Below are 14,987 nucleotides of genomic sequence, written 5' to 3'. Positions count from 1 at the left end.
CGTCTCAGCTGGCCGCCGTGAGCTGGAACGACTTCACCATCTCGTCGAAGATCGGCTTGCTCTCGGCGAACTTGGCGTCGGTGGAGGAGAGGTAGAACGAGTACATCTTCCCGTCGCTGAGCACGCCCCGCCACACGCCGTGCCGCTTGCCCTCACCGGCGCCGCAGGTGTACTCGAACTGGACGCCCGGCTTGCCGGCGGTCGGTTGCTCATCCATGGCGACCTGCTCGTACGGGTCACCGCAGCTCGTGCTCTTGGTGCGCAGAAAGTTCTGGGCAGTCTCCGCCCACCGGGTGGGGGTGCCCTTCCACTTCTCGGCGAGGATGCGGACCTTGCGTCCCTCGTCCTGCGGATCGACGTAGTCGACGTAGGAACCGCCGGTCGCCTTCTCCCAGCCCTTGGGCACCATTACCCGCACGCCCCTGGCGTTGTGCTCCTGCATCTCGGGCAGCTCGCCGCCGGCCGCCGGCGCGCTCGGCTGGACCTGCGGCGGCGCGGTGCCCTCCGGGTCGCCGCCGCTGAACAGCGTGACCATGGCGATCAGCAGCACCACCGCCAGGCCGCCGGCCGCGGCGAGCTGGAGCTTGCGCGGCCAGCCCTGCACGGTGGCGACCAGCTTGCCGCCGGTGCCCTTGACCCTGCCGAGCGCGCCGCCGCCGGTGGCCCCGGCCGGCGCGGTGGCCGGTGAGGTCCACGACTGGCCGGTGCCCGGCACCGACCACTGGCCGCCGCCGTAGACCGGCTGGGTGGCCTCCGGCGCGCCGCCGTAGACCGGCTGGGTCGCGTCCGGGTGGCCGCCGATGCGCTGGGTCGTGTCGGAGCGCCCGCCGCCGATGCGCTGGGTGGCGTCCGAGCCGCCGCCGATGCGCTGGGTGGCGTCCGGGTGGCCGGTGCTGATCCGCTGGGTGGCCTCGGGCGCCCCGCCGTACGTCGTGCCGGCCGGCGGGCGGCCCGCCGAGGGCATCGCGCTGGTCGGGGTGTGCAGCGGGCCGGCCAGCGCGTCCGCGCTGGTGTCGTCGAGCCCGGCGGCGGGCGTGACCTGCTTGGGCCGCTCGCCCCGGCGCAGCGCGGCCAGCCGGTCGGTCAGCGACTCACCGGGAGCCAGCATGGCCCGGCCGCCGATCTGCCCGCTGGGCTTCGGCTCCGGCTCGGCCGCCGGAGGCGGCGCGGACGGGCGCTGCACCGGCACCACCGCGTACGGGTCGGTGACCGAGTTGACCGCGGTGGCGGTGCTGGTCAGCGGCCCGGCGAGCAGTTCGCGGAGCATCGCCCGGGCGGTGTGCACGTCCAGGCGGCGGGCCGGGTCCTTCTCCAGCAGGCCCATCAGCACCCGGGTCAGCGGCCCGCTGCGCTGCGGCGTGGCCGGCGGGTCCTCGACCACGGCGTGCATGGTCTCGATCGGGTCGCCCTTGTCGAACGGGGGCCGGCCCTCCACCGCGGTGTAGAGCGTCACGCCGAGGGAGAACAGGTCGCTCGGCGGGCCGAACTCCTGGCCCATGGCCCGCTCGGGGGAGATGAAGTGCGGCGAGCCGAGCACCATCCCGGGGGTGGTGAGCTGGACGTCGGTGGGCATCCGGGCTACCCCGAAGTCGGTCAGCACGCAGCGGCCGTCGGTGCAGATCAGCACGTTGGCCGGCTTGACGTCGCGGTGCAGCACACCGTTGGCGTGCGCCACCTCCAGCGCGCCGAGCAGCGCGATGCCGATCTTGGCGACCGCGCGGGGCGCGACCGGCCCGTCCTCGATCACCATGTCGGCGAGGCTGCGCGCGTCCAGCAGCTCCATCACGATCCACGGCCGGCCACCCTCGGTGACCACGTCGTACACCTGGACCACCGCCGGGTGCTGGATGGCCGCGGCGGCGCGGGCCTCGCGCAGGGTGCGTTCGTACATGGCGTCGCGGTCGCTGGGGGCCAGCCCCGGGGGCAGGACGACCTCCTTGACCGCCACGTCGCGCCGCAGCAACGTGTCGGTGGCACGCCAGACCGTGCCCATGCCGCCGTTGCCCACCGCGGAGCGCAGCGAGTAGCGACCACCGATGATGGTGCCGGGTGCCGCGCGTCCGTTGGAGGGACTGACTGGTCCGCCGCTCCACGTCGGGATCTGAGTCACAGAAGAGCCACCGGGGGAAATCGAGGGGGCTGGGACACAACCCCCCTATCTTGCTGGTTCCGACGCCCGATGCGAAACCCGACGCGGCGCGCCTTTACCTACCGGACGGTACGTGCCCGCCCGTTCACCTGTCGTGGGCTCGGGGTGTGCGGTATCCCTCACCCCTCGACGCCGTCGCGCGTCCTACCATCCGGTGATGAGCGAACGGCGGTCCAGCGAGTCCGGTTTCCCGATCAAGGGCGTCTACACGGCGGCCGACCTGCCCGAGGAGCTGGAGACCCGGCTGGGCGGCCCGGGGGAGTTCCCGTACACCCGGGGGGTCTACCCCACCATGTACACCTCCCGCCCCTGGACCATGCGGCAGTACGCCGGCTTCGGCACCGCCACCGAGTCCAACGCGCGCTACCACCAGCTGCTGCGGGCCGGGACGATGGGCCTCTCGGTCGCCTTCGACCTGCCGACCCAGATGGGCTACGACTCCGACGACCCGATCGCGCACGGCGAGGTCGGCAAGGTCGGGGTGGCCATCGACTCGATCGAGGACATGCGGATGCTCTTCGACGGCATCCCGCTGGACAAGGTCTCCACCTCGATGACCATCAACGCGCCGGGTTCGGTGCTGCTGCTGCTCTACCAGCTCGTCGCCGAGGAGTCCGGGGTGGCCGGCTCCGCGCTCAACGGCACCATCCAGAACGACATCCTCAAGGAGTACATCGCCCGGGGGACGTACATCTTCCCGCCGAAGCCCTCGCTGCGGCTGGTGGCCGACACGTTCGGCTACTGCCGCAAGGAGGTGCCGAAGTGGAACACCATCTCCATCTCCGGCTACCACATGGCCGAGGCCGGCGCGACGCCCGCGCAGGAGATCGCGTTCACCCTGGCCAACGGCGTCGAGTACGTCCGTGCCGCGCTGGAGGCGGGGCTGGCCGTGGACGATTTCGCGCCCCGGCTGTCGTTCTTCTTCGTCGCCCGGACCACTCTGCTGGAGGAGGTGGCGAAGTTCCGCGCCGCCCGGCGGATCTGGGCCCGGCTGATGCGCGACGACTTCGGCGCGAAGGATCCGAAGTCGATGATGCTGCGCTTCCACACCCAGACCGCGGGCGTGCAGCTCACCGCCCAGCAGCCGGAGGTCAACCTGGTCCGGGTGGCGGTGCAGGGGCTGGGCGCGGTGCTCGGCGGCACCCAGTCGCTGCACACCAACAGCTTCGACGAGGCGATCGCGCTGCCCACCGAGAAGGCGGCCCGGCTGGCGCTGCGTACCCAGCAGGTGCTGGCGTACGAGACGGACCTGACGGCCACCGTGGACCCGTTCGCCGGGTCGTACGTGGTGGAGGCGATGACCGCCGAGATCGAGGCGGCGGCGGTCGAGCTGATGGAGCGGGTGGCCGACCACGGCTCGGCGGTGGACGCCATCGAGGCCGGCTTCCAGAAGCGGGAGATCGAGCAGTCCGCGTACCGCATCGCCCAGGAGATCGACTCGGGCGAGCGGGTGGTGGTCGGGCTCAACCGGTTCACGGTCGACGAGGAGGAGCCGTACGAGCCGCTGCGGGTGGACCCGGCGATCGAGGCGGCCCAGGCGTCCCGGCTGGCGAAGCTGCGCGCCGAGCGGGACAACGACGCGGTCGAGCGGGCGCTGGCGGAGCTGCGCGCCGCGGCCGAGGGCACCGAGAACGTGCTCTATCCGATGAAGGAGGCGCTGCGGGCCCGGGCCACGGTCGGCGAGGTCTGCGGGACGCTGCGCCAGGTCTGGGGGACGTACCGGCCCAGCGATCGCTTCTGATCAGCGCGTGAACGGCGGCCTCCGCCGGTGCCTCCGGGTGCCGGCGGAGGCCGCCGTCGTCGCGCGTCGGGGTCGACAGGGGTCGTCAGGGGTGCCCCGGCGGAGCTACGGTCGGTGCAGGTTCCCGGTGCGGCACGGAGCTCCTCAAGGCTCCCGTGAGCGCCCGGGCAGCGTGGCCCGCCGGGCGGGGCGTGTGCCGCGAGGGTTCCTGGGTACCCGGACGGGTGATCGGGACGGACAGCGTGTCCGGCCGCGCGCGGGACGACCGTGTCACCGTCGGGAGTCGCCTGGTCGCCGACTGTCGTCGGTTAATTGTCCGAGCGGCAGTTAATTGCGGCGACTAATGCGACAATTCGGAACGACGGCCCCGGATCGACGCCGATTTCGCGACCGCCGAATCGGTTACGCGTTGTAGGAGGTGTGGGGCAGATGACGGCGTCCGAACGCGATCTACCTGCTGTCCCGCCAATATTCGAGCCCTCTCACCAGGGCTTACGTGACGCTGTGCGGTCCGATCATTACCGTAACGAGGTTGCGCAGAGTCACCGCCGGAGGTCTAGGCTGTCTGCTGTCCTCCCCGACGACCCATCCATTCCTAGTGATCGAGAATTCGACGTGACGAGTGCGTTGACGCTGCCGAACGGCAGCCAGCTGGCGTCGTCCTGGCCGGAGGCGCCATCCGGGTCCCAGCCGCTGCCCTTCGAGCTCGACCATCTGCTCGCCCTGCGGGTACCCGGCCTCATCGCCACCCGTCGCCACATCCACTCCCACCCGGAGCTCTCCGGCGAGGAGTTCGAAACGGCGGCGCTGATCGCGCGGGAACTGTCCCTGGCGGGCCTGCAGCCGCGAATGCTGCCCAAGGGCAACGGGGTCATCTGCGACATCGACGGCCGTCCCGACGGCCCGGTCATCGCGCTCCGCGCCGACATCGACGCGCTGCCGCTGACCGACGTCAAGGACGTGTCGTACCGGTCGACGGTGGAGGGCGTCTGTCACGCCTGCGGCCACGACGTGCACACCACGGTGATGCTCGGCGTCGGCATGCTGCTGGCCCAGCTCGCCGACGCCGGCCAGCTCGACGGCCGGGTCCGGCTGATCTTCCAGCCGGCCGAGGAGATCCTGCCCTGCGGTTCGCTGGAGGTCATCGAGGCCGGCGGCCTGGAGGACGTGGTCCAGATCTTCGCCGTGCACTGCGACCCCAACCTGCCGGTGGGCAAGGTCGGCCTGCGGGTCGGCCCGATCACCGCCGCCGCCGACAACGTCACCGTCCGGCTCACCGGCCCGGGCGGGCACACCGCCCGCCCGCACCTGACCGTCGACCTGGTCGACGCGCTGGGCCGGCTGGTCACCGAGGTGCCGGCCCTGGTGAGCCGGCGGGTGCCGGCCAACAGCGGGCTGCTGCTGGTGTTCGGCCACGCCTCGGCCGGCACCCGGTACAACGTCATCCCGTCGGAGGCGAGCGCCTCGGGCACCCTGCGGGTGATGGACCGCGACACCTGGGAGCTGGCTCCCAAGATCGTTGCTCAGGTGGTCCGGGACGTCATCGCGCCCACCGGCGCCACGGTCGACTTGGAATACCTGCGCGGTCGCCCGCCGGTGAGCAACGACGCCCGCGCCATCGGGGTCCTCACCGCCGCCACCGCCGCGGCGCTCGGCCCCGAGGGGATCGCCGAGACGCCGCAGAGCATGGGCGGCGAGGACTTCTCCTGGTACCTGGAGTACGTGCCCGGCGCGCTGGCCCGCCTCGGCGTCGGCCGGTCCGGGCCCAATGTGGACCTGCACCGGGCGTCGTTCGACGTCGACGAGCGGGCCATCCCCGCCGGGGTGCGCCTCATGGTCCAGACCGCGCTGCGGGCACTGGCGGCGGCGCGGTAGGCGCCGGCGGGCGCGGCGTGCCGGCCGGCGTGGTGGGCGGTGCCGGTGGTGCGGGCCGCTGCCGACGCCGCCGGCGCAGCACCGCCAGGACCACCACCAGGGGTACGCCGAGCGTCAGCAGCCAGGGCAGCACCGCCCCCAGCACGGTCAGCAGGATGGTCATCGAGGCCAGGAAGACCTTCCAGCCGCCGCGCAACCCGACCATGAAGCCGGTCTCGGTCTCCTCCTCGGCGGTGGAGGCGTCCTTGCCGACGAAGCTCACCGTGATGGTGGAGAGCGAGGTCAGGTCGGCCAGCCGGCGCTTCTTCGCCTCCAGCGACGCCAGGTCGGCCTCGCGCTTGCCGACCTCGTCCTCCAGCGACACCAGTTCGCTGACCGAGGTGGCGCGGGCGAGCAGCTTTCGGGCACTCTCCACTCTGGCCCGCTGGGTGGCGATCCGGGCGTCCAGGTCGACGGTCTCCTCGGTGACGTCCTGGGTCCGGACCTCCCGGCGCTGCTGCCGGCCGTACGTCGCCAGCTCGTCGATGAGCGCGGTGAACTTCGCCGCCGGCACCCGCAGCTCCAGCTCGGCCTCGGCGTCGGCGGCCACGCTGCGCCGGTTGTCGCCCCCGACGAACCCGCCGGCCGCGACCACCGCGGCGACCGCCCGGCGGGCGGCGTCCTCCACGTCGTCCACCTGCACCCGCATGGTTCCGGTGTAGATGATCGACCGCTGGTCCACCCGCAGGTCCGGCGCGCCCGCGCCGGCCTTGCCCGGCTGGCCCGCACCACCCGGCGGCGCCCCGCCGGCCGGGGCCTCGGCCGCCGAGTCCTCGCTCGTCGAGCTCGAGCGGTCCGCCGCTCCGCAACCGGCCAGCAGCAGAGCCGCCAGCCCCAGCGCCGCCAGGGCCCTGCCCCGGCGTCGTGTCGTCTGTCCGTCCATCCCCGCTCCGTCCTCTGGCTGCCCCGTTCCCGAGGCGATAGCTCGGACGCGACGCGACACCGCGCCGGTTCCGGCAGACTGCGCTGAGGACGTCACGATTCGATAATCGAGGAGTCACGTATGCAGCTCACCAAGTACTCCCACTCCTGCCTACGGCTGCAGCACGACGGCGGGGTGCTCGTCGTCGACCCCGGCGTGGTCAGCGAGCCGGCGGCGTTGGACGGGGTGGACGCGGTGCTGATCACCCACGAGCACCCGGACCACGTGGACGTGGAGGCGCTGACCCGGGCGCTGGACCGCCGCCCGTTCACCGTCCACGGCCCGGCCTCGCTCGCCGGCGTCCTGGGTGACGCCGCGGAGGTGCTGACCGTGGTCACCCCCGGGGAGTCCTTCACCGCCGCCGGCGTGCCGGTCCGCGCCCACGGTGGCCGGCACGCCGTCATCCACCCCGACATCCCGGTCGTGGAGAACATCGGATACCTGTTCAACGACGTCGTCTACCACCCGGGAGACGCGCTGTTCGTGCCGGACGACGTCCAGGTGGACACCCTCTTCGCGCCGATCCACGCGCCCTGGTCGAAGTTCTCCGAGGTGCTCGACTTCATCCGGGCGGTCGCGCCGCGCCGCGCGTACGCCCTGCACGACGGTTACCTCAACGACAACGGGCTCGCCGTGGTCGACCGGCAGTACACGGCCCTGTCCGGGACGGACTACCAGCGGCTGGAACCGGGCAGCCGGATCGACGTCTGAGCCGTGCCCACGCTTTCCTCCGAGCTGGTCCAGCGGCTGTACCGCACGCCCCCGGAGAAGTTCGTCGCCGCCCGGGACGCCGCCGTCGCCGAGGCCCGCCGGGCCGGTGACGCGGCCGGTGCCCGCCAGATCGCCCGGCTGAAGCGGCCCACCGTGGCCGCCTGGCTGGTCAACCTGCTCGCCCTGGAACGCCCCGAGCTGGTCGCCGACCTGGCCCAGCTCGCCGAGGCGCTGCGCACCGCCCAGCGTGACCTGAAGGGACCGAAGCTGCGTGAGCTCTCCGCCCAGCGGCGCGCGGTCGTCGCCGCGCTGGTCGCGGAGGTGCGCCGGATCGCGGCCCGGACGCCGGATGCCCCGTCGGGCGGGAAGCTGCCGCTGGGCGAGGTGGAGGCCACCCTCAACGCGGCGCTCGCCGACGCCGAGGTGGCCGAGCAGGTCCGCGCGGGCACCCTGCTGCGCGCGGTCCACTACGCCGGCTTCGGCGAGGTGCCCCGGCCCCAGCTGCGACTGGTCACCGGTGGGGCCGAGGAGCCCCCGCGGGCACCCGACCGGGCGGCGGAGCGGGCCGGGGAGCGCAGGGCGCGCGACGAGCGGGCGGCGGAGCGTGCCGCCCGGGCCGAGCGCGAGAAACGACGCCGGGCGCTGGAACGGGAGCTGGCGTCGGCGCGTACCGAGCTGGGGCGGGCCGAGAAGGAGCTCGACGGCGCGACGGCGGCCGAGCGGGACGGCGTCGCCGCGCTCGACGAGATCGAGGCGGAACTGGCCGAACTGGAGCGCCGCCGGGCCGCCGCCGAGCAGGAGCTGAGCCGGTCCAGACTGGCGCGCCGGGGCGCCGAACGCTCGCTCACCGCCGCGCGCCGCCGCGCCGGCGAGGTGGAGGCGGCGATCGAGGCGCTGGACGCCGAAGAGGAGGATGTCGCCGGGGGCGACGGCGAGGCACACTGAGCGCGATGGATGCGTGCAGTGGGTGGTCGGGATGACGCCGGAACAGGTGGCCGCCGCCAGCAAGCCTGCCGTGCTCGAACTGGGCGACCTGTTCAGCCGCTGCCCGGGGACCCTGCGCCGGGCCCGGCTGCTGGGCATCTCCGGCTGGGCCTTCTACATCACCGGACGGGCCGGTGCGCTCGGCGACGTCCGTGCGGAGACCGTCGCCGCCGCGCTCGGCTTCATCGCCCCGGAGGCGGTCGCCGAGGGCTGGGACGCCGCCGCCCGGGTGGTCCGTCCGCTGGAGGTGGCGACCGTCAACCTCGCCGAGTGCTGCCGCTGGGGCGCCCAGCACCTGGACGACCTGCCCGGGATGCCCCGGCTGGCCGCGCTGCTGGAGCGGGTGGTCGCCGCGGCGGACGCCACCGGGATGCCGCTCTTCGCCGCGTGGCGCGCCATGCCGGTGCCGCAGCACGCGGCGGGGGCCCGCGCCGCGGTGGCGCTGCTGCTGCTCCGCGAGCACTTCACCGGGGCGTACCTGCTGGCGGTGCGGGCGGGCGGGATGACCCCGCTGGAGGCGGTGCTCGCCGGGCCGGAGGGGGAGGCCGGGGCGTCGGCCTGCGGCTGGTCGCCGCCGTACCCGCCGGTGGGCCCGCTGGTGCGGCGGCGGCTCTGGGCCGAGGCGATGACCGACCGGCTGACCTCCACCGCCTTCCGGGCGCTGCGTGCCGGGGAGGGCGCGGAACTGGTGGAACTGCTCGCCGCCACCCGGGCCCTGCTCGCCGGCGCCGCCCCGCGCTGACGGGGGTGAGCGCCCCCGTTTGCGGCGTGTCGGGGTGTCGTGCGGGCCGGACACCCCGACACGCCGCACAGCGGGGTGGATCACGCGGCGCGAAAAACCGGCGGCGCGGGACCCGCCCGCCCTGCCAGGATCGCGCCGTGACGCTTCCCGCCGGCTGGACCGCCCGCCGCCCCACCCTCGACGACATCCCGGCGATCCTGGCCGTGGTGCACGCCGCCGACACCTTCGCCGTCGGCTACCCGGACTTCGACGCCGAGGACGTCCGGGCCGCGCTGACCGCCCCCTTCTTCGACCCCGCCCGCGACTCCTGGCTGGTCACCGACCCCGACGGGACGGTCGTCGCCTGGACGGCGGTGGACAATCCCACCGGGGTGGGCCGTGACTTCGTCGAGGTCTACGTCGACCCGGAGCGCGGCGCGGCGCTGCGCGCCCCGCTGCTGGCCCGGATGCTCGACCGGACCGCCGAACGGGCCGCCGAGCGCGGGCTGCCCGAGCTGACCGCCCGGGCCACCGCCTTCGCCCCGGAGACCCGCTGGGCGGCGGAGCTGGCCGAGGCCGGCTTCACCCTGGTCAAGCGGTACGTGCGGATGAGCCGGTCGCTGGCCGGGCTGCCCGCCGAGCCGCCGCCCCCGCCCGGGGTGACCGTCCGCCCGCTGCGCGCCGACGACGAAACCGACCTGCGCCTGTTCCACCGCATCTTCGACACCTCGTTCCGGGAGACCCCGGACTACGAGCCGGTCGGCTTCGACCGCTGGCGGGAGCAGCTCCCGGCATCCGGGCGGGTCTGGGACGAGTGGTTCGTGGCCGAGGTCGACGGCGAGCCGGCGGGGGCCCTGCAATCCTCCGACCAGGCGCTGGAACAGGACATGGGCTGGGTCCGCACGCTCTCCGTGCTGCCCGCGTACCGGCGGCGCGGGGTGGGCGCGGCGCTGCTGTGGCGGGCCCTCACCTGCTACGCCGGCAAGGGCCGCGCCGCGGCCGGCCTGGGCGTGGACCTGACCAACCCGACCGCCCCGGTGACCCTCTACCGCTCGGTGGGGCTGCGCGAGGAGCGCTGGACCGACATGTACGAGCGGATCGTCCCCGCCGCCGGTGTGTGATGGGCGACGCCGGGCGGGGTCGACGGTGACGGTCCGTCGTCCCCGGAGCAGACTGGAGGGGTGCGATACGCGCTACGCCGACGCGGTGCCGGTGGGGCGGGACCGCAGCTCGGTGACGTAGTCGTCCGGCGCGCCCGCCTTCTCGGCGGCGTTCGCGATCTCCGACAGGTACCACGAGGTCGGCAGGCCGCCCTCGTACCCGTCGAAGACGTAGATCCAGGCGGTGACGTCGCCGTCCAGGGTCGAGACGCGGACGTGCAGCTTGCGGTACGTGCCGGCGGTCACGCCCTCGATCTCGTCGAGCTGGGCGGCGTCGTACGGGTGGATGTCGTACAGCGCCACGAAGACCCGGTCGCCCGGGGACTCCACGACGGTGCTGACGGAGCCCTCCCAGCCGATGACGTCCTCGCCCGCGAAGGTCAGCCGCCAGCCCTCCAGCCAGCCGATGCCCACCATCGGCGAATGCGGGCAGTAGGCACGCATCCGGGCGGGGTCCAGGTTTGAGCCGTAGGCGGCGTAGTGACGCACGGCGATGACGATAGCCCGGCGGACGGGTGGGGGAGAATACGACGGTGCGTGTCGAACGCGTTCGGGAGAAGAAAGTCACTGTGAACAACGACGAGGGGCGAGCGCTGTGAGCCGGATCGTGATCATCGGCGGGGGGCCGGCCGGCTATGAGGCGGCGCTGGTCGCCGCGCAGCTGGACGCCGACGTCACCGTGGTGGAGGCCGAGGGGGCCGGCGGCGCCTGCGTGCTCTCCGACTGCGTCCCGTCGAAGACGTTCATCGCCAGCTCACAGGTGGTCACCGGCTACCGGGACACCGAGGAGTTCGGGGTGCACTCCGACGGGCTGGAGGCGGTGACGGTCGACGCCCGCGCGGTCCACGAGCGGGTGAAGCGGCTCGCCCTGGCCCAGTCCGACGACATCCACGCCAAGCTGGTCAAGGCCGGCGTGACCTTCGTCGCCGGGACCGCCCGGCTGGGCGAGGACACGCTCGGTCACACCCACCGGGTGATCGTCACCCCGGCCGACGGTGGCGAGGAGCAGTCGATCGCCGCGTCGACCGTCCTGGTCGCCACCGGCGCCACCCCGCGCCAACTGCCCACCGCGCTGCCCGACGGCGAGCGGATCCTGACCTGGCGGCAGGTGTACGACCTGCCGGAGCTGCCCGAGCACCTGATCGTGGTCGGCTCCGGCGTCACCGGCGCCGAGTTCGCCAGCGCCTACCTGGCGATGGGCGTCCAGGTCACCCTCGTCTCCAGCCGGGACCGGGTCATGCCGCACGAGGACGCCGACGCGGCGATGGCCATCGAGCGGGTCTTCCGCAACCGGGGCATGAGCATCCTCAACAACTCCCGGGCCGACGCGGTGCGCCGCACCGATGACGGCGTGGAGGTCCAGCTCTCCGACGGCCGGGTCGTCTCCGGCTCGCACGCGTTGATCGCCGTCGGCTCCATCCCCAACACCGCCGACCTGGGCCTGGCCGAGTACGGCGTCGAGCTGGCCCGGGGCGGTTACGTCACCGTCGACCGGGTGTCGCGTACCAACGTCCCCGGCATCTACGCGGCCGGTGACTGCACCGGGGTGCTGCCGCTGGCCAGCGTCGCGGCGATGCAGGGCCGGATCGCGATGTGGCACGCGCTCGGCGAGGCGGTCCGGCCGTTGCGGCTGCGTACGGTGGCGGCGAACGTCTTCACCGACCCGGAGCTGGCCACGGTCGGCGTCTCCCAGGACGAGGTGGACGCCGGCAAGGTGCCCGCCCGCCAGGTGATGCTGCCGCTGTCCGGCAACGCCCGGGCGAAGATGGACGACCTGGCCGACGGCTTCGTGAAGCTGTTCTGCCGCCCGGCCAGCGGCCAGGTGGTCGGCGGCGTGGTGGTGGCGCCGAAGGCGAGCGAGCTGATCCTGCCGATCACCATGGCGGTGGAGAACAACCTCACCGTCAACGAGCTGGCCCAGACCATCACGATCTACCCGTCGCTGTCCGGTTCGATCACCGAGGCGGCCCGCCAGCTCATGCTCCACGAGCTGGAGTGACCCCCGCGTCCGCCGGGCCGGCGAGCAGGCCGGTCCGGCGGCGGCCGGTCAGCGGAAGGCGGGGGCGTGGTCCGCGGCCCATTCGGCGTACGGGCGGGCCGGGTGGCCGGTGATCCGCTCGACCGTGTCGGTGACGGGTTCGGGGTGATCGACGAAGGCGGCCCAGCCGCGCAACGCCAGCTCGGCGAACTCGGCGTCGCCGAACGCCGCCGTCAACATCTCCCGGGCCTCGTCGACGGGCATCTCCGCCCAGTGCAGGTTCCGCCCGATCGCCCGGCCGATGCGGCGTGCCTGCTCCCGCTGGGTCAGGGCCGCCGGCCCGCTGAGCAGGTACCGGGCGCCCAGGTGCCCGTCCGAGGTCAGCGCCGCGACGGCCACCTCGGCGAGGTCCCGCTCGTGCACCAGTGACCTGGCCGCCTCCCCGTACGGCCAGCGCACCACGTCGCCGGCCCGGATCTGGTCCGCCCACATGAGCGTGTTGGCGGCGAAACCGACCGGGCGCAGGAAGGTCCACCCCGCCCCGGACGCCTCGACGGCCCGCTCCACGACCGCCCAGGACGACTCCTGCTGGTCGGCGCCCGGCGCGGAGAGGTAGACGATCCGGGGGACCCGCGCCGCGATCAGCCGAGCCACCTCGGGGGCGTGCTTCCGGGCCACCGCCGGGTCGGTGAACGGCCAGACCAGGAACACCGCGTCGACGTCGGCCAGGTGCGGCGCGAGCGACGGCGGATCGGCGAGGTCGGCTCGCACCGCCTCCACGTCGGCGGGCAGCCTGGCGGCCGTCGGGTCGCGTGTCACCGCTCGGACCGGCTCCCCCCGGGCTCGCAGGACCGACACCACCTCTCGGCCGACCGTGCCGGTCGCCCCCGTCACCAGGATCATCGCCGCTCCTTCCGGTCCCGCTACGCCGGCCGTCGGCGTCACCCACCGACGCTAGGAGCTGAAGTCCGGTTGAGGTCAACCGCGGAGGGGCCCCGCAGTGGTGCGGGCGCTGCACCGGACCGAGTCAGGGCGGCCGCGACGACGGCGAGCAGGCCCACCTCGGCGAGGATGAGCAGTCGCTCGGCGAGGCCGATCAGCATCCGGTCGCCGGGATGGGCCGACCAGGCCATCGCCGCCGCGAGGGCCAGGCTGGCCAGGGCCAGCCCGCGTACCCACCGGCCCGCCGTCGCTCCGGGCAGGTGCCGGGCGAGCAGCCAGCCGCCCGTCGGCAGGGCCAGGAAGGCGGCCACCGAGGCGTACCGGTGCAGGTGAGCGGCGGTCTCCATGGGCAGGCCCGGCTCGTTGGTCGGCACGATCGCCGCGGCCAGCAGCCCAACCGCCCAGGCGGCCAGCAGCAGGCGCGCACCCCGACCCGCCGTGCCGCCGCCGGTCGGACGCTGAGCCAGCCGGCGCAGGGCGGGAAGCAGGACGGCGGTGGCGGCGGCGAGCACCACCATGGCGGCGTCGATGACGCCGCCCCGGTCGGCGACGGCGAAGTCGCTGACGGTCAACGACCACGGGTCCAGGTCGTCGTTCACCTCCAGGTGGCCGATCACGGTGAGCAGCGCCGCCAGGGCGAGCGCGCCGAGGGCCACCAGGGCGTGCTTCCGGGTCGCAGGCATGCCGCCAGCCTGTCGCCGGACCCACCCGAAGCGAATCGGGGACGCCCACCGAGATCGCGCCCGGGGTGCGCCCCTAGTTGCGTTGGCCGTGCGACGACGGCCCTCCGTGAGGCGGCCCTCCTTCCGGCGCTACAGAGCTGATGACACGAACGACTCAGGCTGCGGCGATCCATTGACGGCATCAGTTCGGTAGCGTCGAAAGGAGCATCGCCCGGTGCCGGGACCGGCGCTGTGTGGGCGGGCACCTCGCCCGCATCGAGCGGAGCGGCCCGTCAGTCGACGGGTACCTCGCCCCGGGTCCGGGCGCCGACCACGGTCATCGCCCAGCCCGCCGCGGCGAACCCGACCGCCGCCGCTGCCGCGATCAGCACCAGCCGCCAGGCCGACTCGGTCAGCGCCGTGCCGCCGAGGTGGCCGACCAGCGCGCCGTAGGCCGCCCAGCCGGTCGCCGCGGCGCCCTCGTAGAACAGGAAGAGCCGGTAGGGGTACCGGCTGCGGCCGGCGGAGAAGCACGCTGCCATCCGGCCGCCGGGCACGAACCGGCAGAGCAGGATGACCAGCGGCCCCGGCTGCCGCAGTCCCCGGGTGACTCGTCCGGCCATCCGCCGGGCCCGGCCCGGCTCGGCGTGCCGGGGGACGCGGCGGTCCGGGGCACTGCGGCCCAGCAGGTAGCAGGCCAGGTCGCCGGCGAAGACGCCGAGCGCCCCGACGCCGATGGTCAGCGGCAGGCTCAGCCCGCCGTAGACGGTCAGCGCGCCGCTGGTGATCATGACGACCTGGGTGGGGATGACCGGGACGAACGCGTCCGCGATCAGCAGCGCGAGCAGCACCAGGTACGCCCACGTCGGCGAAGCGACGTCAGTGAGAAGTTCGGGCACGGCTGCCACCTCGCCGGTCAGGGCCGATCACGTCCACCGAGCCTGACGGCGTGGCCGCCGTCACCGGGGACAGGCCCGGCCGGTGGTGACGGTGGACACGACAGGGCCACCTGGGCACAACGATCCGGTCCCACCCGGAGTGACGGGTCGAGCCGGCCCGATCCAGGCGGGTAGCGGACGGCGAATTCGGGCCGGTCGGCGTAC

At 73.9% G+C, this 14,987-nt stretch carries 13 protein-coding genes; 7 read left to right on the top strand and 6 right to left on the bottom strand.

Features of this window, described 5'->3' with window-relative positions; genetic code table 11:
* Positions 1-4: 4 nt before the first annotated feature.
* On the bottom strand, positions 5-2,110 hold the full coding sequence (locus ACSNN7_RS10410; RefSeq protein WP_436680473.1) for a protein kinase domain-containing protein: 2,106 nt from the start codon (positions 2,108-2,110) through the stop codon (positions 5-7).
* 196 nt (positions 2,111-2,306) lie between these two features.
* Here ACSNN7_RS10410 and ACSNN7_RS10405 point away from each other — a divergent pair, with 196 nt between their 5' ends.
* Together ACSNN7_RS10405 and ACSNN7_RS10400 are read left to right on the top strand one after the other, a co-directional pair.
* Positions 2,307-3,890 (top strand): acyl-CoA mutase large subunit family protein, encoded by a 1,584-nt coding sequence (locus tag ACSNN7_RS10405; RefSeq protein ID WP_436680472.1) that lies wholly within the window; start codon positions 2,307-2,309, stop codon positions 3,888-3,890.
* A 615-nt stretch (positions 3,891-4,505) separates the two neighbouring features.
* Positions 4,506-5,765 carry an amidohydrolase gene (locus ACSNN7_RS10400; protein WP_436680471.1) on the top strand — a complete coding sequence of 420 codons (1,260 nt, stop codon included), beginning with the start codon at positions 4,506-4,508 and terminating at the stop codon, positions 5,763-5,765.
* Here ACSNN7_RS10400 and ACSNN7_RS10395 read toward each other — a convergent pair.
* The gene (locus ACSNN7_RS10395) at positions 5,722-6,687 is read right to left on the bottom strand and encodes a DUF4349 domain-containing protein (protein WP_436680470.1); all 966 of its coding nucleotides are present in this window, start codon (positions 6,685-6,687) and stop codon (positions 5,722-5,724) included. The two genes, ACSNN7_RS10400 and ACSNN7_RS10395, sit on opposite strands and share 44 nt — an antisense overlap.
* Positions 6,688-6,807: 120 nt before the next feature.
* Here ACSNN7_RS10395 and ACSNN7_RS10390 point away from each other — a divergent pair, with 120 nt between their 5' ends.
* From ACSNN7_RS10390 to ACSNN7_RS10375, 4 genes are all read left to right on the top strand, one after another.
* Complete coding sequence (locus tag ACSNN7_RS10390; protein WP_436680469.1) at positions 6,808-7,437, top strand: MBL fold metallo-hydrolase; 630 nt, start codon at positions 6,808-6,810, stop codon at positions 7,435-7,437.
* A gap of 3 nt (positions 7,438-7,440) precedes the next feature.
* Positions 7,441-8,382: a hypothetical protein gene (locus ACSNN7_RS10385; RefSeq protein ID WP_436680468.1), complete on the top strand. Its 942-nt coding sequence runs from the start codon at positions 7,441-7,443 to the stop codon at positions 8,380-8,382.
* Positions 8,383-8,413: 31 nt separating this feature from the next.
* On the top strand, positions 8,414-9,163 hold the full coding sequence (locus tag ACSNN7_RS10380; protein WP_436680467.1) for an SCO6745 family protein: 750 nt from the start codon (positions 8,414-8,416) through the stop codon (positions 9,161-9,163).
* A gap of 137 nt (positions 9,164-9,300) precedes the next feature.
* Positions 9,301-10,263: a GNAT family N-acetyltransferase gene (locus tag ACSNN7_RS10375; protein WP_436680466.1), complete on the top strand. Its 963-nt coding sequence runs from the start codon at positions 9,301-9,303 to the stop codon at positions 10,261-10,263.
* A 72-nt stretch (positions 10,264-10,335) separates the two neighbouring features.
* On the opposite strand, the gene ACSNN7_RS10370 is transcribed toward ACSNN7_RS10375, so the two are convergent.
* Positions 10,336-10,791, bottom strand: a complete 456-nt coding sequence (locus tag ACSNN7_RS10370; protein WP_334451523.1) for a gamma-glutamylcyclotransferase — start codon at positions 10,789-10,791, stop codon at positions 10,336-10,338.
* 106 nt (positions 10,792-10,897) lie between these two features.
* On the opposite strand from ACSNN7_RS10370, the gene ACSNN7_RS10365 reads away from it, so the two are divergent.
* Positions 10,898-12,301 (top strand): NAD(P)H-quinone dehydrogenase, encoded by a 1,404-nt coding sequence (locus ACSNN7_RS10365; protein ID WP_436680465.1) that lies wholly within the window; start codon positions 10,898-10,900, stop codon positions 12,299-12,301.
* Positions 12,302-12,349: 48 nt separating this feature from the next.
* Here ACSNN7_RS10365 and ACSNN7_RS10360 read toward each other — a convergent pair whose 3' ends face one another.
* The 3 genes from ACSNN7_RS10360 to ACSNN7_RS10350 form a co-directional block, all read right to left on the bottom strand.
* Positions 12,350-13,183: an SDR family oxidoreductase gene (locus ACSNN7_RS10360; RefSeq protein WP_436680464.1), complete on the bottom strand. Its 834-nt coding sequence runs from the start codon at positions 13,181-13,183 to the stop codon at positions 12,350-12,352.
* A gap of 38 nt (positions 13,184-13,221) precedes the next feature.
* Complete coding sequence (locus tag ACSNN7_RS10355; protein ID WP_436680463.1) at positions 13,222-13,905, bottom strand: DUF998 domain-containing protein; 684 nt, start codon at positions 13,903-13,905, stop codon at positions 13,222-13,224.
* A 272-nt stretch (positions 13,906-14,177) separates the two neighbouring features.
* A complete protein-coding gene (locus ACSNN7_RS10350; RefSeq protein WP_436680462.1) occupies positions 14,178-14,783 on the bottom strand; it encodes a DedA family protein in 606 nt (201 codons plus the stop codon).
* Positions 14,784-14,987: the final 204 nt, after the last annotated feature.

The sequence above is a fragment of the Micromonospora sp. URMC 105 genome (assembly GCF_051386295.1).
Taxonomy (GTDB): Bacteria; Actinomycetota; Actinomycetes; order Mycobacteriales; family Micromonosporaceae; genus Micromonospora.
Note: the sequence above shows the minus strand (reverse complement) of the source record. Positions and strands in the feature narration are given on the sequence as shown.

What these genes read in the sequence shown, in the direction of transcription:
- ACSNN7_RS10355 (WP_436680463.1), bottom strand. Translation starts at nt 13,905, where the DNA reads ATGCCTGCGACCCGGAAGCACGCCCTGGTGGCCCTCGGCGCGCTCGCC.
- ACSNN7_RS10380 (WP_436680467.1), top strand. Translation starts at nt 8,414, where the DNA reads ATGACGCCGGAACAGGTGGCCGCCGCCAGCAAGCCTGCCGTGCTCGAA.
- ACSNN7_RS10395 (WP_436680470.1), bottom strand. Translation starts at nt 6,687, where the DNA reads ATGGACGGACAGACGACACGACGCCGGGGCAGGGCCCTGGCGGCGCTG.
- ACSNN7_RS10390 (WP_436680469.1), top strand. Translation starts at nt 6,808, where the DNA reads ATGCAGCTCACCAAGTACTCCCACTCCTGCCTACGGCTGCAGCACGAC.
- ACSNN7_RS10405 (WP_436680472.1), top strand. Translation starts at nt 2,307, where the DNA reads ATGAGCGAACGGCGGTCCAGCGAGTCCGGTTTCCCGATCAAGGGCGTC.
- ACSNN7_RS10360 (WP_436680464.1), bottom strand. Translation starts at nt 13,183, where the DNA reads ATGATCCTGGTGACGGGGGCGACCGGCACGGTCGGCCGAGAGGTGGTG.